Source organism: Streptomyces sp. NBC_00443, from assembly GCF_036014175.1.
Taxonomy (GTDB): domain Bacteria; phylum Actinomycetota; class Actinomycetes; order Streptomycetales; family Streptomycetaceae; genus Streptomyces.
This window is the reverse complement of record NZ_CP107917.1, coordinates 6,415,752-6,437,034: the sequence shown is the minus strand read 5'-3', so window position 1 is coordinate 6,437,034 and position 21,283 is coordinate 6,415,752. Positions and strand designations below refer to the sequence as shown.

The following is a 21,283-nucleotide window of genomic DNA, read 5'->3' as shown; positions in this document are numbered from 1 at the left end:
AGCGCGGTACGTCACGCCAGGCCGAGCGGGTGGGCGCGGCCGGGGTGGCAGGGGGTACCGGGGAGGCCGGGGATGCCGTGGAGCGGGTCGCGGCCACGGTCAACTCCCCTGGCCCGCTTGCTCGTACGTGATCAAGGGTGTGTTCGGCTGGTCGGGTGTCGCTTCCAGCAGCGCGACGACGCCGAGCGCGGCACCCACCGCGAGTACGGCGGCGAGCGCGACGGTCAGCGCGGCGGCGAGCATTCTGGACATCGCAGGGTCAGCCTCTCTGCATCCGGAGGTCGTCCCCACCCCGGTGGTGCCAGCCTGTACCCGACCCCTGCCTGTCGGCTTCAGTCTCGACAAGCGGGGACATCCCGTCAAGACATTGACACTCCGTCAAGGGACGCCTACGGTTCCCGGCCCAAGAACGGCCAGGCAACGACCGTGCACCGACAGTGCATCGACCACGCGTCAACCCCCCAGGAGTGCCGGATGCGCCGTACAGCCTCACCTGCCTCGTTGATCCTGCTGGGCCTCGGCACGTTTCTGCTGGTACTGGCGCCCATGCTCGCCTGGTACGTGGCCCCGCGTGCCGCCGTGAACCCCATCGACATCGACACCACCGCCGTCTACAAAGGCACCGGCAGCGTCTTCGACACCGACAAGGTCGAGACCGTGCCGGACCAGAACATCACCGTCACCCAGCGCGTGCGCGGCAATGTGGCGGAAAGTGAGCGCAGCGGCAACGCCGTCTGGGACGTCATCACCACCGTCGACACCGACAAGTCGCTGCCGGCCGACGACCCGCACGACGCACTGGACTTCACCCCGCACCGCTGGGTGATGGACCGCACCACGACGAAGCCGGTGCACTGCTGCGAGGAGACGCCGTACATCGAGGGCGAGGCGTATCTGAAGTTCCCGTTCGACGTGGAGAAACGCTCCTACCAGTGGTGGGACAACACCGGCGGGACCACCATCACCCTGCGGTACGACGGCACCGAGAAGATCCAGGGCTACACGGGATACCGGTTCACCGGGACGGTCGCGCCCCGCAAGGTCGGCACCCGGCTCGTCCCCGGCACCCTCGTCGACGAGCCGGACCGGCCGCAGGTGCTGGCCGAGGAGTGGTACTCCAACCACGGGTTCAGGCTGGTCGTGGATCAGGCCACGGGCCGTGTGATCTACGCGCAGACCGGCCCGCGCCGCACCCTGCGGGCGCCCGGCGGCGAGAAGGACGCGGCGGTGCTGCTGGACAGCGAGAAGATCGCGTTCACCACGGCCACACAGAAAGAGGCCGTACGGCAGGCGAAACGGGACAGCGGTCTGCTGCGCATGGTGGGCGAGATGCTGCCGATCGGGACTGCTGGGGCGGGATTCGTGCTTGCGGTGGTGGGTGGCGTTCTGGTGGTACGAGGCCGGAAGCGCCCTGAATCTCCCGGTGCGGTCGAGATGCCCCAGCCGTCGCTCACAATGTGACGTGACGTCAGCTCTAATAAAGCCGGAAATTGTCACGTCGGTGAGTAGCCGTGGCGAACGGCTGGGCGAAAACTGTCCAACCCCACCCGGACACAGCCTGTCCACAGCCCCCGCAGGACGACCGTAAGAGGCCCGAGAAACCCCGAGAAAGTCCGAGAAGCACCGCATCTCCCCACAGGAACCAAACCCTCCCTCCCCCACGCTGAGTTCCGCACCCTGAGACGAGTTGGAGCACCCATGCCCCAGCACGTGCCTTCCCAGCTGCGCGCCACCCTCCCCTGGGCGTCGCAGCAGCACCCTCCGGCGCTTCCCCCACATCCGCGCCGAATCGTTTTTCTCGCCCACCGTGACCTGGGCAACCGGTCCGCCGGCGGCTCCGAGCTGCTGGTCGACCGTCTCGCCGACGGACTGACCCACCTCGGCCACCAGGTCACCCTCCTGTGCGGGGGCCCCGCGGCCTACCGCGACTACCGGGTCGTGTCCGCCGGTGGTTCCTACGGTCACTACCTGCGTGCCCGGTCCGCCTTCGCCCGTCAGGTCGGTGACTGCGATCTGCTGGTCGAGGTCTGCAACGGGATGCCGTACTTCGCCCCCCTCTGGCATCGCGGGCCGACGTTGTGCCTGGTCAACCACGTACACACCGACTTGTGGAAGATGCGGTTCGGCGGGGCACTGGCGCCTGCCGCGCGGCTCGGGCGAAGACTGGAGCACTGGGCGCTGACCGGTGCGCAGCAACGGAGTCTGATGGTTGCCGTGTCTCCGTCGACCGCGCAGGCGCTGCGCGGGATCGGCGTCGACCGGGAACGTATCCGTGTGGTGCACAACGGTGTGGAGGAGCCCGGCCCCCTGGGTGACCGCTCGCCGGAGCCGCTGTTCGTGGCCGTCGGGCGGCTGGTCGAGTACAAGCGGATCGATCTGCTGCTGCGGTTGTGGGAGCGGGTGCGGCCCGTGACCGGGGGGCGGCTCGTCATCGTCGGGGACGGGCCCGAGCGGGCGTCTCTTGAGCAACTTGCCGGGCCCGGCGTCGAGTTCGTCGGCCATGTGCCGGAGGCGGAGAAGCACCGGCTGCTGTGTGCGGCGTGGCTGCTGCTTCATCCCTCGGCCGTGGAGGGGTGGGGGCTCGTCGTCACCGAGGCCGCCACCCGGGAGACGCCGACCATTGCCTTTGATGTGCCTGGGCTGCGGGATTCCGTCGTGGACGGGGAGACGGGGGTGCTTGCCGCCGGGGAATCGTCCTTTGCCGCCGCCTGGTGCACGCTCGCGTTGTCCGGACATCGGCGGGAGTTGATGGGCAAGGCCGCGCGGGACCGGGCGGCGCGCTATCGCTGGGACCGGACTGTGCGGCAGTTCCTGGCGGTTGCTTCGGAGGCCGTACGCCGTGACGCCTAAACGCCGTAGTGGGTCGGCCGGCTCGCGAGTGCCGGTGCGTCGTGGCTGGTCGCGCTCACGCGGCGGAGCCGAAAATGTCACAGCCCCGCGCCCCTATCGGGGCGCTTCACCACCCCCGGTTGTCAAGGACCCCTCCTTTCGGCGGTCCCTCGCTCTCTTCCGGGCCTTTCTTCATGAGCAGGACGATCCCGAGGCTTGTTATTCACTGCTCGCCCGTGACGCCGTCGATCAAGTCGAGGCCTACGACGGTCCCGTCGCCGGGCGTACCGTCGTCGATGTCGGTGGTGGTGGCGGGTATTTCACCGAGGAGTTCCGGCGGCGAGGTGCGTATGCCTACCTCTTCGAGCCGGACGTGGCGGAACTCGGTGCGAAGCCGCCCGAAGGGGCCGTCGTCGCCGACGGGTACTTGCTCCCCCTGCGTGACGGTGTCGCCGATGTCACGTTCTCCTCCAATGTGCTGGAGCATGTGGCCGATCCGCAGACGTTCCTCAGCGAGCTGGCCCGGGTGACCCGGCCCGGTGGGCTGATCTACGTGTCGTTCACGAACTGGCTGTCCCCGTGGGGCGGTCACGAGTGGGCCCCCTGGCACTACTTCGGTGCCGAGCGGGCCCGGGCCCGCTACCGGCGCCGTACCGGACGGGCCGCCAAGCACACTCTCGGCGAGAACCTGTTCGCCGTGCACATCGGCGCCACTCTGCGTCAGGTCCGCGCCCGTGACGACGTAGAGGTCGTCTCGGCGCGCTCCCGCTACTGGCCGTTCCTCGCGGAGGCCGTCGTGAAGGCGCCCGGCATACGCGAGTTCGCCACCTGGAACCTCCTCCTCATCCTCAGGCGGTGCCCACCATGACGACGACCACGGTCCAGGCTCCTCCCCCGGCAGCCGTGCCCACCTCCGCCCCCGCCTCTGGGCCGTCGGAGGGGCCGCGCTCGCGGCGCTGGCTGCTGGGGTTCTGGGCCGTGGTGTTCGTGCTGTTGCTGGCGGTGCAGCCAGGGCGGCAGACGTTCGACACCAAGCTGGGCGTGACGGTCGATCCGGGGCAGTTCCTCGCCGACCTCGGGCAGTTGTGGCAGGACGAGGGCAGTTTCGGCGGGATCCAGAACCAGTACTCGGGCTATCTGTGGCCGATGCTGCCGTTCTACTGGCTCGCCGATGTCGTACGGCTGCCGGTGTGGCTCGCGGAGCGGCTCTGGCTGTCGCTGATCGTGTCGGTGGCCTTCTGGGGTGCGCTACGGCTGGCCGAGCGGCTGCGGGTGGGGAGCGGGGCGTCGCGGCTGGTGGCGGCCGTGGCGTACGCGCTGTGGCCCGTCTTCACCGTCGTCGTCGGGTCCACGTCCGCTGCCGCGCTGCCCGGTGCCCTTCTGCCGTGGGTGCTGCTGCCGCTGACCGACGAGCGGTACGCCGCGCGGGTCGCCGCGCTGCGGTCGGCGCTGATCATCCCGTTCATGGGTGGCGTCAATGCGGCCTCCACGCTGGCCTCACTGCTTCCCGTCGGGCTCTATCTGCTCTCCCGGCCGCCCGGGCCACGGCAGCGGAAGCTGATCGCGTGGTGGGTGCCGGGGGTCCTCCTGGCGACCGCCTGGTGGGTGGTCCCGCTTCTGCTGCTCGGCACGTACGGCGAGAACTTCCTTCCCTACGTGGAGAGTTCGCAGACCGCGACCGAGACGATGGCGGCGACGGAGGCGCTGCGCGGCGGCGGCAACTGGGTCGCCTATCTGCACTTCGGTGAGGCCTGGCTGCCCGCCGGCTGGACCGTCGCCGCGTCCGTCGTCGTGATCGTCTGCTCGGCGCTCGCGGCCGGGCTGGGGCTCGCGGGGCTGGCCCGGCGGGACATGCCGGAGCGGCGGTGGCTGGTGCTGACCGTGGTGACGGTCGCGCTGATCCTGCTCGCCGGGTACGGCGGGTCGTTCGGGGCACCCTTCCACGGGGTCGTGCAGGACTGGCTGGACGGCGGGCTCGTCCCCTTCCGCAACATCTACAAGTTCCAGACGGGGCTCGCCCTGGCGCTGGTGCTGGGCCTCGCCCATCTGGCGGGCGTGGCGGCCCAGGCGCGCGGGGCACGGCCGGTGCGGGGGCGGCGGTTCGCGCCGCTGATCGCGGCCGTGCTGGTGCTGCCGGGGCTGATGTGGCCGTACCTCAACGGCTCGATCCTCAACCCCGGGTCCTTCAAGGAGATCCCCAAGTACTGGCAGGGCACGGCCGACTGGCTGGAGAAGTACTCCCCCGACGCCCGCGCCCTCGTCGTGCCGGCCACCGCGCACGGCATCCACACCTGGGGCTCGACCATCGACCAGCCCCTGGACGTCCTCGCCGACTCACGCTGGGCGCAGCGGGACTACGTCCCCTTCGGCACCCCCGGCAACCGGCGCGCGATGGACGCCGTGGAGCAGGCGCTGGTCAGCGGCAGCCAAGTGCCGGGACTGGCGGACTACTTGAGCCGCGCCGGGATCTACTACGTCGTCGTCCGCAATGACCTCGACCCCGACCAGATCGGCCACATACCGACGACGACGGTGAAGCGGACTCTTGAGCAGTCCGGATACGAGCGGGTGACGGGCCTCGGGCCGGTCACGACCGGCGGGACGATCGCGCCGGGCACTCCGCTGCAGGTGGAGGGGCTGTATCCGCGGCAGCGGGCGGTGGAGATCTACAAGCCGGCCGCCGCGGACGTGCCGCGCCCGCACCAGGCCGGGCTGCAGCCGGTGGCCGACACGGCCGTCGTCTCCGGCGGTCCGGAGGCGCTGCTGCCGCTGGCCTCCGAACTGCGTGGCAGGGCAAGCGTGCTGACCGGTGACAACCACCCAGGGCTCGGCTCGCCTCCGGTGCAGGTGATCGGGGACGGGCTGCGGCGGGCGGACACCCGGTTCGGGCTGGTCAACGCCAACACGTCGTACACGTACACGCGCGGCGAGCGCAACGCGCCCGATGCCGCGCAGGACGCGGGCGAAGAGCCGCACCAGATCCTGCCGACGTCCGGCCTCGGCCACCAGACGGTGGCCGAGCTGCGCGGCGCACGGTCGGTGACGGCCTCGTCGTACGGCAGCTGGCTCTTCCATCTCCCGCAGTTCGACCCGGTGAACGCCTTCGACGGCAACCCGGACACCGCGTGGACGGAGGGCTCGGAGGGGTCGCCGGTCGGCGAGTGGCTGCGGATCGCGTTCGCGGGCGGCTCGTACGACATGCCGTCGTCCTTCAAGGTCAGGCCGCTGCCGCAGGAGGGTGTGCGGGAGGCTGCGACGCGGGTGCGGGTGGAGACGGAGAAGGGGGCGGTGAGCTCGGTCCTGCGGCCCGACGGAACGACGCAGACGGTCAAGGTGCCTGCGGGTGAGACGAGTTGGATGAAGCTGACGATCACGGACTCCGTCTCCCGGCGGCCCGGACTGACCGGGGCGGGCTTCTCCGAGATCGACCTGCCTGACGTACAGGTGACCCGGCTGCTGCGGCTGCCCGCCGACGCCGGGAAGTCGGGGGCCGCAGCCGAGATCGTCTCCCTGTCCCGTACGGCCGACGCCACGGGCCTGTCGCCGACGGGCACGGAGGCCGGTCTGCACCGGCGCTTCACGACGTCGACGGCGGGGACGTACGAGGTGCGGGCGAGTGCGGTGCCGGTCGCGGGCGAGGAGCTGGACCGGCTGCTGTACGAGGTGGCGCCGGAGCAGCAGAACCGGATCGTCGCCACCGCCGACTCCACCGCCCGGCTGGGGGCGGGCCTGTCGCCGCGCAACCTCACCGACGGCGACCTGACCACGGCGTGGATCGCGGGCGACCGGCCCACGATCCACCTCCGCTGGCCCGGAAAGCAGGCCGTGGGGGAGATCGTGCTGGCGCCGGCGGGCGGTCTGGCCACGCGTCCGACCGAGGTGCACATCAGCTCACCGGACGGTGCCGTGATCGCCGGGGTCGACGAGAACGGCTGGGTCCGCTTCCCGCCCATCACGACCGACCGGCTGGACATCACCATCACCGAGACCGCCCCGCTCACCCTCTACAACCCGATGGTGGACGAGGACCTACGGCTGCCGGTGGGCCTGACGGAGGCCTACATCCCGGCCCTCGACCAGTACCGGACCCCACAGCCGAGGGAGTCCCGGCCGTTCTCGCTGCCGTGCGGGAAGGGGCCGGTCGTCGCGGTGGACGGGGAGTTGTACCGGACGAGCGTGCGCGGAACGGTACAGGACCTGATGGAGCGGCGACAGATTGACGTGACGCTCTGTCAGCAGGGTCGCGATGACACGGAGTTGCGGCTGTCCGCAGGTGACCATCGAGTCGAGGCCGGGGACGCGGGGCCGCTCACGCTGACCGCGGTGACGCTCACCCGCGGCACGGTTTCCGAGGCCTCGGCCGCCGGGCGTCAGCTGGGGATACGGGACTGGCTCGGTGACCGGCGCGCGGTGACCGTCGGGTCGGGCGCGGCGAGCTACCTCACGACGTACGAGAACTTCAACGACGGCTGGCGCGCCACGCTGGGCGGCAAGGAACTGACGCCGGTACGGCTGGACGGCTGGCAACAGGGCTGGCGGATCCCGGCGGGCGCCGGCGGCACGGTCGAGCTGTCGTACGAGCCGGCGGTGATGTACGAGGGCGGGCTGATCGGCAGCGCGGTCGCGATCGCGCTGCTGGCCGGGCTGGCCCTGTGGCGCCGCCGCGCACCGAACCCCGACGAGCCGCAGCCCGCCCCGCCGCTGCCTGGCCTGTGGCTCGGCACGGTGGCCGTGACGGTGGTGGGCGTTTTCATCGCCGGCTGGTTCGCCCTGCTGGTACCGGCCCTGGCGCTGGTGGCGTGGCGCAGGCATGCGCTGCTGGTGCCGATCGCGCTCGTGGCGCTTGCGGGGGCAGGGGTCGCCGCGGCGGTCGGCGCCGGGGAGCCGGTCGGGGCGGAGGAGGGCGCCTTCGGGCCGGTGGCCCAACTGCTGGCGTTGATCGGGTTGTTCGCGGGTGTGGTGGGGGTTCGGGAGTCGGCGGCGGCGGTCGGACCCATGGCGGGCCCCGGCCAAGGATCGGACCTGCCCGGCTCCACGGCTGTGCTGCCGCCGGTTGCCGGAGGTGGCGGTGTTTCCGGCTCGGCCGCCCCGGAGCGGCCGACGCGCCCCTTGCCGCAGCGGGAGCGGGGCCGCAGTCCCATGGGGACCGAGCCGCCCGGGCCGACGGGCCGTAGCGACTCGGGGCCGACCGTCTCCGCGCGCGGTCCCGGTGCGCCGGTTCCGGATCCGCCGACCGCGCGGATCGCGCCCCGCAAGCCGCGCTTCCGGGCGACCGGACCCGGGACCCCGCCGGAGTCCGACGACCCCGGGAAGACCGGGAAGGGCGAAGCCACATGACCGCACTGCAGCAGCCCGCACGCGCCGAAGGTCCGCTGCGGCCGCCGGTACGCGTCCCGTTCCCCGTCGTGGACGAGGTCGCCCGGCACTGCCTGCAGGAGGAGGAGCCGGAGACGGTGCACATCGAGGTCCACCTGCCGGGGCCGCTGGACGCGGGGCGACTGCGTACGGCCTTCGGGGAGGCGCTGCGCCGGCATCCGCGGATCCTCATGCGGGAGGCGCCGGGGCGGTGGTACCGGCGCCGCTACGAGTGGGAGCTGACGGCGGAACCTGACGTGGAGGTGGTGAGCTTCCCGGCGCCGGGACGCGATGCGCTGCGGGACGCACGGACGCGGGCGCTGACCCAGGCGCCGCCGCTGTCGTTGTCGCCGCCGATCCGGCTGGAGGTGGTGGAGGGGCCGGGGCGGGTCGAGGGCAGCGAGGCGACGGACGCCGTAGGGGACGCACGCGCGGCAGGTGCGCCCACCCGTGCCGCCCCGAACGGCACGACTGCCGGCAGGCCGGGCGGGTCACACGGGACCGTGCTGTTCCTGACCATCAATCACACGGCGCTGGACGGCCCCGCCTGCCTCCGTGTCGTCGCCACCGCCGCGGAGCTGTACGGAGGCAGGGACAACTCCCCCGCGGCCCCGCCCAACCGGACGACCGAAGCCCAGCCCCTCACCGAGGAAACGCCCTCCAACTGGTCGCCCCCCGCCCGGGTGGCCCCCGGCACCCCCGAACCCTCCCCGGGCAACGGCATGCTGGTCACCGAACTCCCGCTCCCCCACCGCCCCAAGGGCTCCCCCTACACGGTCAACGACCAGCTGATGGTCACCACCGCGCTGACCATCGCCCACTGGAACCGCGAGCACGGCGCCCGACCCCGCCCCCTGCGCATCACCATGCCGGTGGACGACCGCCCGCGTGACGCCACCATGCCCATCGGCAACGGCACCCGGCTCGTGGAAGTCCCTTTCAGCACAGCGGAGTTGGCGGCACACGGCCCGGACGACATGCCCGCCCTGCTGCACCGCACGGCCACCCGCACCCGTGCCCTCAAGTCCCTGCCCCGCCCCCAACTCGGCCACGGCGCCTCCCTCCTCACGGCCCCCTGGGCGCCGGTCGGCGTCCGCGCCGCCCTCACCCGCGGCCTGCGCAGAGCCGCCGCGCCCTGGACCTCGACCACGCTGCTCAGCAACATCGGCCGTATCCCGTACCCCCTGGACTTCGGCGACGAAGCCGGCCGCGCGCACGCCGTGTGGTTCTCGGCGCCCGCCCGGATGCCCCGCGGCCTGACCGTCACCACCGCCTCCACCGCGGGCCGGCTCCACCTCGCACTGCGCTGGTCGCGCGCCCTGCTCAGCCACGGCGACGGCGCCCACCTGCGGGACCTCTTCGAGCACTACCTGCACTGCACGGAGGTGACCCCGTGACGACCTCCCCCGTGAAACCTCCAGAACTGCGTGACTTCTACGAGAACCCCGCCGTCCCCGTCGCCTCCGGCAGCCCCCGCAGCCGCCGCCAGGCCCGCATGCTCGCCGAGGCCCTGGCGCCCGGGCGAGAAGCAGGGACGGGGGCGACGGGCCGTACCCGCACGATCCTCGACATCGGCTGCGGCGACGGCACCGCCGCGGCCACCGCCGCCCCCTACCTCCCCGGCCACCGCATCGTCGGCATCGACTGGTCCCAGGACGCCCTGCGCCGGGCCCGCACCCGGATCCCGTACGCCGTCCGCGGTGAACTCACCGACGGCGGGCTGCCGTTCCTGACCGGTTCCGCCGACGCGGTGCTGTTCAGCGAGGTGATCGAGCACCTCGTCGACCCGGACGCCGCCCTGGACGAGATCCGCCGCGTGCTGCGCCCCGGCGGCCACCTGATGCTGTCCACCCCGAACCTGGCCGCCTGGTACAACCGCGGCCTGCTGCTGGCCGGGGTGCAGCCGGTGTTCTCCGAGGTCAGCCTGCGGGGCATCCACGGCCGGCCGGGGCGGGAGGTCGTGGGGCACCTGCGGCTCTACACCGCCCGCGCGCTACGGGAGTTCGTGGCCGCGTCCGGCTTCGAGGTCGTACGTCTCGCGGGTGCCCCCTTCCACGGCGTACCGCGCCCGCTGCGCCCCCTGGACCGACTGGCCTGCGCCAGACCGCCGCTCGCGTCGATCCTGCTGCTGCACGCACGACGGACCTAGGGGGCGTACACCATGTGGTGGGGAGTGGCCGCGGCCCTGATGGCGAACACCCTGTACAGCCTCGGTTTCGTCCTGGAGAAACGGGCGCTCACCTCACTTCCGCAGGTGAGCGTCCGGCAACCCGCCCGGCTGCTCCGGCTGGTGCTCGGCAGCCCGCTGTGGATCGGCGGCTCCCTCGCCCTCGCCGCCGGTTTCGGAGCGCAGCTCGTCGTCTACCGCACGCTGCCCATCGCCGCCGCACAGGGCATCTTCGTCTCCGGGCTCGTGCTCCTGGTGCTGCTCTCCGCACGGCTGCTGGGCGAGGAGACCAGCGGGCGGGAGCGGTACGCGCTCGGCGCGATCCTCGCCGCGCTGCTGATGGTCGTGCTGTCACTGCGGGAGGGACCGGGCGGCGGCGAGGCCGTGGGCCGGGCCGCCCCGTATCCGCTGATCCTGCTGGTGTGCGTGCCCTCGCTGGCGGCGGGCGTGTGGCTGTACAACTCCGCCGAGCGCAGGGCCCGGCACCGGCACCGGCTGCCCACGACCGGCGTCGAGTACGGCGTGGCGGTGGGGCTGCTGTACGGGGTCAGCTCGCTGGCCATCAAGGGAGTGTCGAGCTACCTGACGACGAGCGGGATCGGCGGCGCCGTGCTGGACCTGCTGCGCTCGCCGTACCCGTACCTCCTGCTGTTCACCGGCGCGTTCGGGCTGGTCATGTCGCAGGCGGCGCTGCAACGCTGCCGGGCCTCGCTGATCGTGCCGGTGTGCACGACGGTGACCTGCCTGTACACGGCCGTACTCGGCACGCTGTCGTTCGGCGAGGCGCTGCCCGAGGAACCGCTGCGGCTGGCGCTGCGGGTCGCGGGTACGGCGCTCGCCGTCGTCGTACTGCTGTCGATGCCAAGACACGACCCACCGGCCGCACCGTCTCCCCAACCCACCATCGGTGCCAAGGAGTTGACCCCACCATGAAGCCCGACGACCCCCTGCTCCAGATCCTGGCGTGCCCGCTCGACAAGGGGCCGCTGCACCTCGTCGTACCGGACGGGCCGGATGCGGCGGAGGAGGAGGCGGTGGCCGAGGCGCTCTACAACCCGCGCCTGCACCGCCGTTACCCGATCGTGGACGGCATCCCCCAGCTGCTGCCGGCCTCCGGGGAGCAGGTCTCCGACGACGAACACGAGGAACTACTCAAACGGATGGCCCCATGACCCTGGCCGCGAGCATCGCCCCACTGCTGCCCACCCGCCTGGTCGCAGCCGTCGCCCGGGCCGTGTACCCGCGCTTCGAGCCCGAGCTGGCCCGGCTGGCGGAGCTGTGCCCCGCCGGGTGCGGGACCGCCGTGGACGTCGGCGGGTGGTACGGCCCGTGGACGCGGCGGCTGTCGAGACGGGCCCGCCGGGTGGTGACCGTGGAACCGGTCCCGCACCTCGCGCGGCTGCTCGCCGCGACGGCCCCGCCCAACGTCCGGGTCGTGCAGGCCGCGGCGGCCGAGCGCCCCGGCACGGCCCGGCTCTGGCTGCCGCCGCACGACGCGGGCGACCGGGGGGTGTCCTCGCTGGTCCGCCGGAACATCCACGCCACGGCACTCCCGGTCAGCTGTGTCACCCTCGACGAACTCGGCCTCAAGGACGTCGGGTTCGTCAAGGTCGACGTGGACGGCAGCGAGCTCGCCGTGCTGCGCGGCGCGACCGCGATCCTGGCCCGCGACCGGCCCGCCCTGTTCATCGAGCTGGAGTCCCGCATCCAGCCGATCGCCCCGGTGCTGACGTATCTCTCCCTGCTCGGCTACGACGGCTGGGTCCTGCCCGGCCGCGACTGGATCCCCCTGTCCGCCTTCCCGCTGGAGGCCCACCAGGCCGAGGCCGCCCATGTCGTCACCCACGGCCTGCTGCGCCGCGTGCTGCCGTTCCGAGGCCCGCGATACGTCAATTCGGTCCTCTTCCTTCCCGACGGCCGCCGTCCCGTGGGCGACGATGGAACGCATGCCCTCCGGAAAGCACCCCGCTAGCCCCTTCACCCCGCTCGACTTCCAGCTGGTGCTGCTGCGCCGCATGGCCGACCACAACCCGGACCTGGTGGACGGCGCCCGCCACGAGCTGGGCGCCTCGATCGCCGGCATGCGCGAGGCCAACAAGCGCTGGCAGGCGATGGTCCGCTCCCCGCGAGCCCGCGGGGCCGCCTCCCGGTACCGCTCGGTGCTGGGCGCACCCGAGTCGGTCATCACCCGCAAGGTCGGCGACCTGGAGTGCGAGGCCTGGCTGTGGCCGGTCCCGCTCTGGCCCGACCTGCGCTTCGAGGTGCTGCTCGCCCCGAACGGCGCGGTCTGGAACGAGTGGCTGGTCCGCGCCCCGGACTCCGAGGCCCCGCCCCTGCACACCCTCGCCGACCTCACCCCCTGGTCCTGCACGGTTGACGAGGCGGCCCGCGCCTTCGCCCCCGCCCGGCCCCTGGAGGGGACGGCCCCGACGCGGTGGGGGCTGGCGTTCGCGGCGCCGGACGGGGAGGGGGTGCGGCGGGAGGTGGTCGCGGAGTTCACGTGGGGGTTGTTGCAGCGGGTGGCGGTTCGCGGCTAACCGACGGCCGCCGCGAGGATCGCTTCCACAACCGCCGGCACCGACCCGGCATGCAGCGACAGGAACAGATTCGGCTCCACGAGCTCCAGCTCCATCACCCGCGGCTGCCCGCCCGGCCCGTCCTCCCCGTCGACGAGGTCCACGCGCGCATACAGCAGCTCGGCGGTGTGCGGTACGGCCGCCAGGGCGCGTTCGGCGACGGTGAGTTCGGCCGGGGTCGGGGTCCAGGTTTCGAGGCAGGGGTGGGCGACCTTGCGCTCGTCGTACGGTGTGCCGGGGGTCAGGACGGCACCCTTGCGGCTGGCGTGCAGCAGCCGGCCGCCGTAGAACTGCAGGGCTCGCTCCCCGCTGACGTCGATGCCCTTCACATACGGCTGGACCATCGCCGTGAGTCCCTCGGCGTGCATGCGCGCGAGGTGCCGTACGGCCGTCTCGTGCCCGTCGGGCGTGTACCGGGCCGCGAAGCGGGCGCCGGCGCCGGAGGTGGGCTTGATGACGTACTCGTGGTCGAGGGGGACGTCGGGGGTGTCACCGGGGACGAAGTAGCGGGTGGGCACCACGGGCACGCCGGCCTCGGCGAGGTCGCCGAGGTAGCGCTTGTCGGCGTTCCAACGGACCACCTCGATGGGGTTCGCCAGCCGGGTCGCCTTGCCGCAGCGCTCCGCCCAGGCCAGGAACTCGGCCGCGCGCCAGCTGTAGTCCCAGGTGGAGCGGATCACGGCCAGGTCGTACCCGCCCCAGTCGACCTGCTCGTCGTCCCAGTACACGGCCTCCGCCTCGGCCCCGGCCTCCCGCAGCGCCCGCACCAGAACCGGGAGGTCACGGTCGACGCTGACCTCGGGACCGGGACGGCAGGTGACGAGGGCGATGCGGGGCACGGCGGGTTCCTCCGGTCAGGACGGTTGTTCGATGCGCAGGCTAACAAGCCCGTCCGGAACCGGGACAGCTCGGTGGCCGCGTCGGCTGGGCATGCCGCGACCCGCCTACGGCTCCCGCTCCTCCTCCGGTTCCCAGTCCAGCAACCGCACCTTCGCCACCGTGCGGACATGGCGGCGCATCGCCGCTGCCGCCCGCCCGGGACGCCGGTCGGCGATCGCGTCCAGGATGGCCTGGTGCTGGGCGAGGGAGCGGGCGGGACGGTGGGGCTGGCGGAGCGACTCCGTGCGGCTCTCGGCGATCTGGTCGGCGATGGAGCGCATGAACTCGGCGAGGATGCTGCTGTGGGCGGCGGCGGTGACCGCGGCGTGGAAGAGGCGGTCGCCCTCCACGCCATGGCCGTCGCCCTCGATCTCCGCGGCCATGTGCGCGAGGGCCGCCCGCATCGCCGCGAGGTCCTCGTCCGTACGGCGCTCCGCGGCCAGTTCGGCGAGTTTCGTCTCCAGCGCCTCGCGGGCCTCCAGTACGTCGGGGAGGCGCCTGCGGCGCTCGACCAGCTTCTCGACCGGCTCCACGTCGAGGCTGTCGCGGACCAGGTACGTGCCGCCGCCGTGCCGCGCCTCCACCAGGCCCTGGACCTCCAGCACCACGATGGCCTGCTTCACCGAGGCCCGGCTCACACCCAGCCGCTGTGCCAGGTCCCGCTCGGGCGGCAGACGGTCACCGGCACGCAGGCCGCCCTCGGTGACGTACTGCCGCAGCCGGTCGAGCACCTGCTCGTACAGGCGCTGTTTGGCCATGGGGCGCAGGGCGTCGGTCACGGGCTCCCCCTCTCGTCGGGAGCGTAACACCGGGACCCCGAGTGGCAGAGTGGCTCAGCCAATTTGCGCGCGACCCCTTGACGCGCCCGGTCGGCGCACCCACGCTAACCAGCCAGGCCCCCCAATTGGCTCAGCCACTCGTCCACTCATTCCTCGCTGTCCATCGCTTTCCATCGCTCGGGACCCAAAGACGGGAGCCCGCATGTCCCCCGAACTCATCTCGATCCTCGTCCTCGCCGTGGTGTTCGTCATCGCCACCACCCGCTCGATCAACATGGGCGCGCTCGCCTTCGCCGCCGCCTTCGCAGTCGGCACCCTCGTCGCCGACCTCGACGCTGACGGCATCTTCGCCGGCTTCCCCGGCGACCTCTTCGTCGTTCTCGTCGGCGTCACGTACCTCTTCGCGATCGCCCGCGCCAACGGCACCACCGACTGGCTGGTGCACGCCTCGATCCGGCTCGTGCGGGGCCGGGTGGCACTCATCCCCTGGGTGATGTTCGCCCTCACCGGCGCGCTCACCGCGATCGGTGCCGTGAGCCCGGCCGCGGTCGCGATCGTCGCGCCGATCGCGCTGAGCTTCGCCGCCCGCTACGGGATCAGTCCGCTGCTGATGGGCGCGATGGTCGTGCACGGCGCCCAGGCCGGCGGCTTCTCGCCGATCAGCATCTACGGCTCGATCGTCAACGGCATCGTCGAGCGCGAGAATCTGCCGGGCAACGAGGTCGCGCTGTTCCTGGCGTCACTGTTCGCCAACCTGGTCATCGCAGGTGTGGTGTTCGTCGTATGCGGGGGTCTGCGGCTATGGCGACAGGGCTCACTCGCCAAGGGCGCGGGAGACGCCCCTCAGGGGCGCGGGGAACTGCGCGACCAGCCACAACGAACCGGCACAGGGCCTACGACAGATCCCGGCACCCACCCCTCCCCCACAACCACCGCGACCGCCACCCGCGAAACAGCCCCCACCCTCTCCCTCACCCCACCCCGAATCGCCACCCTCATCTCCCTCGTCGCCCTCGTCACCGCCGTCCTCGCCTTCGACCTGGACGCAGGCCTGACCGCGATCACCCTCGCCGTCGTCCTGAGCACGGCGTGGCCGGCGGACAGCCGTACGGCGGTCGGCGAGATCGCCTGGCCCACGGTGCTGCTGATCTGCGGTGTGCTGACGTACGTCGGCGTGCTGGACGAGATGGGCACCATCACCTGGGCGGGCGAGGGCGTCGGCGGCATCGGCGTGCCGCTGCTGGCCGCCGTCCTGCTCTGCTACATCGGCGCGCTCGTGTCGGCGTTCGCCTCGTCCGTCGGCATCATGGGCGCGCTCATCCCGCTCGCCGTGCCGTTCCTGGCGCAGGGCGAGATCGGGGCCGTCGGCATGGTGGCGGCGCTCGCGGTGTCGGCGACCGTCGTGGACGTGAGCCCGTTCTCGACGAACGGCGCGCTGGTACTGGCCGCGGCACCGGATGTCGACCGTGAGCGTTTCTTCCGGCAGCTGATGGTGTACGGAGGGATCGTGGTGGCGGCGGTGCCCGCGGTGGTGTGGCTGGTGCTGGTCGTGCCGGGCTGGGGGTAGGTCGTCGGACGGCAACACTCGGTGTCCGTTGAACAGTTAAGGAGTACGACGCGTGTCCTCTCTCTTCCCGGCCCTGACGGCCGGTCCGGCGGGGCGGGTTGCCCTGCGGTTCGGTGACCGGGCCCTGACATACGCGGAGCTCTCCGCCGCGACCGGTGCCCTCGCGGGCCGGATCGCGGGGGAGGCGCGGGTCGCGGTGTGGGCGACGCCGACCCTGGAGACCGCCGTCGCCGTGGTGGCGGCGCTGGAGGCCGGGATCGCCGCCGTACCGCTCAACCCGAAGTCGGGCGAGAAGGAGCTGGGGCACATCCTGTCCGACAGCACACCGAGCCTCGTACTCGCCGCACCCGGCGATGAACTCCCCCAATCCGTCCGCGAGTTGCCGCGAGTGGACGTGGACGTACGGGCCGCCGCCCCCCGCCCGGCCGAGCAGGCCGACGAGAGCGACCCGGCCCTCGTCGTCTACACCTCCGGCACCACCGGCCCGCCCAAGGGCGCGGTCATCCCCCGCCGGGCGATCACCGCCACCCTGGACGCGCTCGCCGACGCCTGGCAGTGGACCGGCGACGACACCCTCGTGCACGGCCTGCCCCTGTTCCATGTGCACGGACTGGTCCTCGGCATCCTCGGCCCGCTGCGCCGCGGCGGATCCGTGCGCCACCTGGGCCGGTTCGACACGGAAGGCGTCGCACGCGAGCTGAACGACGGCGCGACCATGCTGTTCGGCGTGCCGACGATGTACCACCGCATCGCCCAGGCGCTCCCCGACGACCCGGGGCTGGCGCAGGCGCTCGGCAAGGCCCGGCTCCTGGTCTCGGGCTCGGCCGCGCTCCCCGTGCACGACCACGAGCGGATCACGGCCGCGACCGGACAGCGGGTCATCGAGCGGTACGGCATGACGGAGACGCTGATGAACACCAGCGTCCGCGCGGACGGCGAGCCGCGGCCCGGTGCGGTGGGCGTGCCGCTGCCGGGCGTGGAGCTGCGGCTGGTGGAGGAGGACGGGACGCCGATCACGTCGTACGACGGCGAGACCGTGGGCGAGATCCAGGTGCGCGGCCCGAACCTGTTCACCGAGTACCTGGGCCGCCCCGACGCGACAGCGGCCGCGTTCACCGAGGACGGCTGGTTCCGCACCGGCGACATGGCGGTGCGCGATCCCGACGGGTACGTCCGGATCGTAGGCCGCAAGGCCACCGACCTGATCAAGAGCGGCGGTTACAAGATCGGGGCGGGTGAGATCGAGAACGCGCTCCTTGAGCACCCGGGCGTGCGGGAGGCCGCCGTCACCGGCGAACCGGATGCCGACCTGGGCGAGCGGATCGTGGCCTGGATCGTCCCGGTGGACCCCCAATCACCGCCGGGCGCCGATGAGTTGGCGGACCATGTCGCCGTCCGCCTGGCCCCGCACAAGCGACCGCGCCGGGTCCACTACCTCGACGCCCTTCCCCGCAACGACATGGGGAAGATCATGAAGCGGGCCCTGACCCATGACTGAGCGGCGCCCGTCGGCACGCGAGACGATCGCGCTGGTCGCCGACGACTCGACCTTCACCGAACTCCCCTACCCGGAAAGGGACTCCGGGCCGGACGGCCCCCTCGGCTGGCAGGGCTACGACGCCTCACGCGCGCGTGCCGGCGAGCGCACCGGCGAGGAGGAGTCGGTCGTCTGCGGCACCGCGAGCGTGGCGGGCACCCGGGCCGTGCTGCTGGCCTTCGAGTTCGGCTTCCTGGGCGGCTCACTCGGCCGGCGCACCGGGGACCGCCTGGAGTCGGCGTACGCCCATGCCCGCGCCCACCGCCTCCCGGTCGTCCCGCTGGTCGCCACGGGCGGCAGCCGGATGCAGGAGGGCATGTTCGCGCTGACCCAACTCCAGCGCGTGGCACGGCAGTCGACGCTCACCCGGGAGGCCGGGCTGGCGCAGATCGCGGTCCTGCGGGACCCGACGACCGGCGGCGGCTGGGCCACCCTGGGCGCGGGCGCCGACGTGACCCTCGCCCTGCCCGGCGCCCAGGTCGGCTTCGCGGGCTCCCGGGTCCGCCCGCCCGACGCCGATCCGGCGGCGTACACGGCTCAGGCGCAGGTGGCGGCGGGGGCGGTGGACGCGGCGGTCCGGCCGCAGGAGCTGCGGGCGGAGCTGGGGCGGTGGCTGCGGCTGCTGGCGGGACCGCCCGCACAGGAGGCGCCGGTACCCCGAGCCCTGGGCGCGCCCGACCTGCCGGGCACCGGCTGGGAGGCGGTCCGGCGGGCCCGTGCCCCGCAACGCCCGCACGCCGAGGCCTACTTGGATGCCTACTTCACCACCCGCGTCACGATCAGTGGCGACCGCTGCGGCGGCACCGACCCCGCGGGCATCCGCTGCGGCTTCGGCATGCGCGACGGCCGTACGGTCGCCTACGCCGCCCAGACCGGCTCGGCCACCCGCCCCGCCGGCTACCGCACCGCCACCCGTCTGATCCGCCTCGCGGACCGGCTCGGCATCCCGGTACTCACCCTGGTGGACACCCCGGGCGCCGCCAACGACGCGCAGGCGGAACGGCAGGGGGTCGGCGCGGCCATCGCGGACCTGTTCGCCGCGGTGGCCGGCGCCCGCGTCCCGATCACCACGCTGCTCATCGGCGAGGGCGGCTCGGGGGGCGCGCTGGCACTGGCGGCACCGGGCAACACCTGGGCGACGCCCGACAGCTACTTCTCGGTGATCGCGCCCGAGTTGGCGGCGGCGATTCTGAAGCGGGGAGTGGAGGAGGTGGAGGCGACGGCGGATCAGCTGCGGATCCGGCCACAGGACTTGGTGGAGCTGGGGGTGATCCGCGGAGTCGTGGAGGGTTAGGGGGTGAGGTGCGTCGAAAGACGGGGTGAGGGCAGGCAGGGGCCGGAGCCCGGGACAACCCCGGCTGCCGTCCTGAACGATGGGCATGCTCGCCGGACGACGACGAGCAGCAGGACGACGGGGGCGTCACGACAGGCCTGAAGGGTGCCGAGTGGCACGCCCGGATCGAGTGCGGGGCCGGGTGTCCGGCGCGGGCTTCCTGGTGGCCCGCGACAAGGTGCTGACCTGTGCGCATGTCGTGGAGGACAGCGCCCTCGACCCGGTGACGGTGACCTTCCCGCAGCGTCCGGGGAACGCTCCCGTGGCCGCGCGGGTCGTCGTGCACGGCGGCTGGGACGGCGGCGCCTCCGAATTGGCCGATCCGGCGGTTCTGGAGCTGGACCGCGAGGTGCCGATCGCCCCGGCCCCGCTCACGCCCGCCGACGTCGCGCCCGGCGACCGCAAGCCCGTCGCCTACGGGTTCCCGGCCGGGTACGACATCGACGGCACGATCGCCGAGTTCCGCGGCGTGACCGAGTGGCTGATCAGCAGGGAGTGGACCCAGCTGGAGGCCTGGAGCGGCCACGGCCGGCCGCTTGCCTCGGCTTCAGCGGCTCCGCGGTCGCCCTGGTCGACGCCGGTGAGGTCATCGGCATGGTCACGGCCTGATCTCCGCCACCGCGGCCGAGGCCACCGCCGCCCAGCGCATCGGCCTCCCCGTCATCGGCTACGCCGGCTCCCCCGCCGCCGGCCGCCGCCTCCGCAAGGCCGGCTGCGACGTGATCGTCGACTCCCTGCGGCCCATACTCGACGCCGCCCGCTCCCTGTGACCCGACACACCGAACTGACCCCTCATCAGATACAGAAACCCCCATTCAGCGGCACCCCACCCGGCCCCCTCCAGAAGGCGCCCCCCTCCCCGCCGCCCGCACGATCGAGGTCACGGAGGCCCGCCACCCAACCCGGCGGACCCACGGTCTGCGCTCTCGGGAGGACCCCCATGACCGCCACGCTGGAGCAGCTGCGTCGCTGCCATTTCGCCGTCGACCTGGGGGCTGCCAGGACCCGCGTCTATGTGAAGGGCGCAGGACTCGTCGTCGACCAGCCCTCCGCCGCCGCCGTCAACACCCGCACCGGCGCCCTCATCGCGGTCGGCGAGTTCGCGGAGAAGATGACCGGGCGCACCCCGGACTACATCCGCGTCGTACGGCCCGTCTCGGGCGGCACCGTCGTCGACATCGAGATGGCGCAGCGCATGCTGCGTCACCTCCTCGGCGACAAGATGCGCCGCGCCCTGCGCCGCAAGCCCTTCCTGCGCGCCGCCGTGTGCACGCCGCACGACGCCGACCCGCTCGCGCAGCGCGCCGCCATAGAAACCCTGGTCGGGCTCGGGGCCCGGCGCGTCGAGCTCGTCGACACGCTCATCGCCGCCGCCGTCGGGTGCGGTCTGCCCGTGGAGCAGCCCGAGGCCAGCATGATCATGGTGTGCGGGGCCGCCGCGACCGAGGTCGCCGTGCTCTCCCTAGGCAACATCGTCACCGCGGAACGCATCCGCGTCGGCGGCGAGGCGGTGGACCACGCGATCGTGCAGCACCTGCGCCACCAGCACGAGCTGATGCTGCCCAGCCAGAACGTACGGCCCCTGCAGCTCGCCCTGTCCGGCAACGGGCTCACCCCGCAGGGCCCGGCCTCCACCGAGATCCACGGCCGGGACGTCTGCACCGGCCTCGCCCGCTCGGTGCAGGTCGACACCGCCGCCGTACGGGACGCCATCCAGACCCCCCTCACCGCCGTCCTCGACAGCATCGGCAAGGTGCTGCGCGACTGCCCGCCGGACCTGGTCGCCGACCTCGCCGACCGCGGGATCATGATGGTCGGCGGCAGTGCCCTGCTGCCCGGGTTCGACGAGATGCTGCGGCAGGCCACGAGCATGCCGGTGCACATCGCCGAGCGGCCCGACGTCTGCGCCGTACAGGGTCTCGGCACCATGCTGGAGGGCAAGATCGAGCCCCTGGAGCTGGACCCGGCCACCTGAGTCAGTACGGCTGAGTCAGTACGGCAGGATCCGCCCCGAAGGAGTGCGCCGGTCGATCTCGCCCCTCGTGTCACGGGGAGCGGCAGGCCGGCGGGTGACACGAACGCGAACGTGGGTCTGGCGGTTCATGGCGCCCTCCTCGTATCCGGGGTCCGTTGCGACCAGCCTTCTCTCCGCAACCTTTCGGCACATCGTGCCCACGGAGACACTTGTCATGCCTCCGCGGCAGGAGCGGGTGTACCCCGGGCTACTTCCCGGGTAGGAGGGCACCCCTCGGGGCACTCGG

At 72.6% G+C, this 21,283-nt stretch carries 17 protein-coding genes and 1 pseudogene; 15 read left to right on the top strand and 3 right to left on the bottom strand.

Features of this window, described 5'->3' with window-relative positions; translation table 11 throughout:
- Positions 1-99: 99 nt before the first annotated feature.
- Complete coding sequence (locus OHO27_RS29365) at positions 100-252, bottom strand: hypothetical protein (RefSeq protein ID WP_328427972.1); 153 nt, start codon at positions 250-252, stop codon at positions 100-102.
- Between the two features lie 222 nt (positions 253-474).
- Between OHO27_RS29365 and OHO27_RS29360 the strand changes: the two genes are divergently transcribed.
- The 10 genes from OHO27_RS29360 (at position 475) to OHO27_RS29315 (ending at position 12,888) form a co-directional block, all read left to right on the top strand.
- Entirely contained in the window at positions 475-1,461 is a 987-nt protein-coding gene (locus tag OHO27_RS29360) for a DUF3068 domain-containing protein (RefSeq protein WP_328427971.1), read from the top strand.
- A 237-nt stretch (positions 1,462-1,698) separates the two neighbouring features.
- Positions 1,699-2,850: a glycosyltransferase family 4 protein gene (locus tag OHO27_RS29355; RefSeq protein WP_328427970.1), complete on the top strand. Its 1,152-nt coding sequence runs from the start codon at positions 1,699-1,701 to the stop codon at positions 2,848-2,850.
- A gap of 28 nt (positions 2,851-2,878) precedes the next feature.
- Complete coding sequence (locus tag OHO27_RS29350) at positions 2,879-3,697, top strand: class I SAM-dependent methyltransferase (RefSeq protein WP_328430592.1); 819 nt, start codon at positions 2,879-2,881, stop codon at positions 3,695-3,697.
- A complete protein-coding gene (locus tag OHO27_RS29345; protein WP_328427969.1) occupies positions 3,694-8,166 on the top strand; it encodes a DUF3367 domain-containing protein in 4,473 nt (1,490 codons plus the stop codon). The genes OHO27_RS29350 and OHO27_RS29345 overlap by 4 nt, the downstream gene beginning before the upstream one ends.
- Positions 8,163-9,581, top strand: a complete 1,419-nt coding sequence (locus tag OHO27_RS29340) for a condensation protein (protein WP_328427968.1) — start codon at positions 8,163-8,165, stop codon at positions 9,579-9,581. The genes OHO27_RS29345 and OHO27_RS29340 overlap by 4 nt, the downstream gene beginning before the upstream one ends.
- Positions 9,578-10,333, top strand: a complete 756-nt coding sequence (locus OHO27_RS29335; RefSeq protein ID WP_328427967.1) for a class I SAM-dependent methyltransferase — start codon at positions 9,578-9,580, stop codon at positions 10,331-10,333. The genes OHO27_RS29340 and OHO27_RS29335 overlap by 4 nt, the downstream gene beginning before the upstream one ends.
- A 24-nt stretch (positions 10,334-10,357) precedes the next feature.
- On the top strand, positions 10,358-11,284 hold the full coding sequence (locus OHO27_RS29330; RefSeq protein ID WP_328427966.1) for a hypothetical protein: 927 nt from the start codon (positions 10,358-10,360) through the stop codon (positions 11,282-11,284).
- Positions 11,281-11,523 carry a Trm112 family protein gene (locus tag OHO27_RS29325; protein WP_328427965.1) on the top strand — a complete coding sequence of 81 codons (243 nt, stop codon included), beginning with the start codon at positions 11,281-11,283 and terminating at the stop codon, positions 11,521-11,523. Before OHO27_RS29330 ends, OHO27_RS29325 begins: the two co-directional genes overlap by 4 nt.
- Positions 11,520-12,323 carry an FkbM family methyltransferase gene (locus tag OHO27_RS29320; protein ID WP_328427964.1) on the top strand — a complete coding sequence of 268 codons (804 nt, stop codon included), beginning with the start codon at positions 11,520-11,522 and terminating at the stop codon, positions 12,321-12,323. Before OHO27_RS29325 ends, OHO27_RS29320 begins: the two co-directional genes overlap by 4 nt.
- The gene (locus OHO27_RS29315; protein ID WP_328427963.1) at positions 12,289-12,888 is read left to right on the top strand and encodes a hypothetical protein; all 600 of its coding nucleotides are present in this window, start codon (positions 12,289-12,291) and stop codon (positions 12,886-12,888) included. The genes OHO27_RS29320 and OHO27_RS29315 overlap by 35 nt, the downstream gene beginning before the upstream one ends.
- Here the strand turns inward: OHO27_RS29315 and OHO27_RS29310 are convergent.
- Together OHO27_RS29310 and OHO27_RS29305 are read right to left on the bottom strand one after the other, a co-directional pair.
- Entirely contained in the window at positions 12,885-13,766 is an 882-nt protein-coding gene (locus OHO27_RS29310) for an ATP-grasp domain-containing protein (RefSeq protein ID WP_328427962.1), read from the bottom strand. The genes OHO27_RS29315 and OHO27_RS29310 overlap by 4 nt on opposite strands.
- A 105-nt stretch (positions 13,767-13,871) precedes the next feature.
- Positions 13,872-14,585: a FadR/GntR family transcriptional regulator gene (locus OHO27_RS29305; RefSeq protein ID WP_328427961.1), complete on the bottom strand. Its 714-nt coding sequence runs from the start codon at positions 14,583-14,585 to the stop codon at positions 13,872-13,874.
- Positions 14,586-14,787: 202 nt separating this feature from the next.
- Between OHO27_RS29305 and OHO27_RS29300 the strand changes: the two genes are divergently transcribed.
- From OHO27_RS29300 to OHO27_RS29280, 5 genes and pseudogenes are all read left to right on the top strand, one after another.
- The gene (locus OHO27_RS29300) at positions 14,788-16,152 is read left to right on the top strand and encodes an SLC13 family permease (RefSeq protein ID WP_328427960.1); all 1,365 of its coding nucleotides are present in this window, start codon (positions 14,788-14,790) and stop codon (positions 16,150-16,152) included.
- A 52-nt stretch (positions 16,153-16,204) separates the two neighbouring features.
- On the top strand, positions 16,205-17,650 hold the full coding sequence (locus OHO27_RS29295) for an acyl-CoA synthetase (protein WP_328427959.1): 1,446 nt from the start codon (positions 16,205-16,207) through the stop codon (positions 17,648-17,650).
- Complete coding sequence (locus tag OHO27_RS29290; RefSeq protein WP_328427958.1) at positions 17,643-18,983, top strand: carboxyl transferase domain-containing protein; 1,341 nt, start codon at positions 17,643-17,645, stop codon at positions 18,981-18,983. The genes OHO27_RS29295 and OHO27_RS29290 overlap by 8 nt, the downstream gene beginning before the upstream one ends.
- A gap of 79 nt (positions 18,984-19,062) precedes the next feature.
- Positions 19,063-19,410: pseudogene (locus tag OHO27_RS29285) on the top strand (trypsin-like peptidase domain-containing protein); the annotation flags it as partial.
- Positions 19,411-19,962: 552 nt separating this feature from the next.
- The gene (locus OHO27_RS29280) at positions 19,963-20,997 is read left to right on the top strand and encodes a rod shape-determining protein (protein WP_328430591.1); all 1,035 of its coding nucleotides are present in this window, start codon (positions 19,963-19,965) and stop codon (positions 20,995-20,997) included.
- Positions 20,998-21,283: the final 286 nt, after the last annotated feature.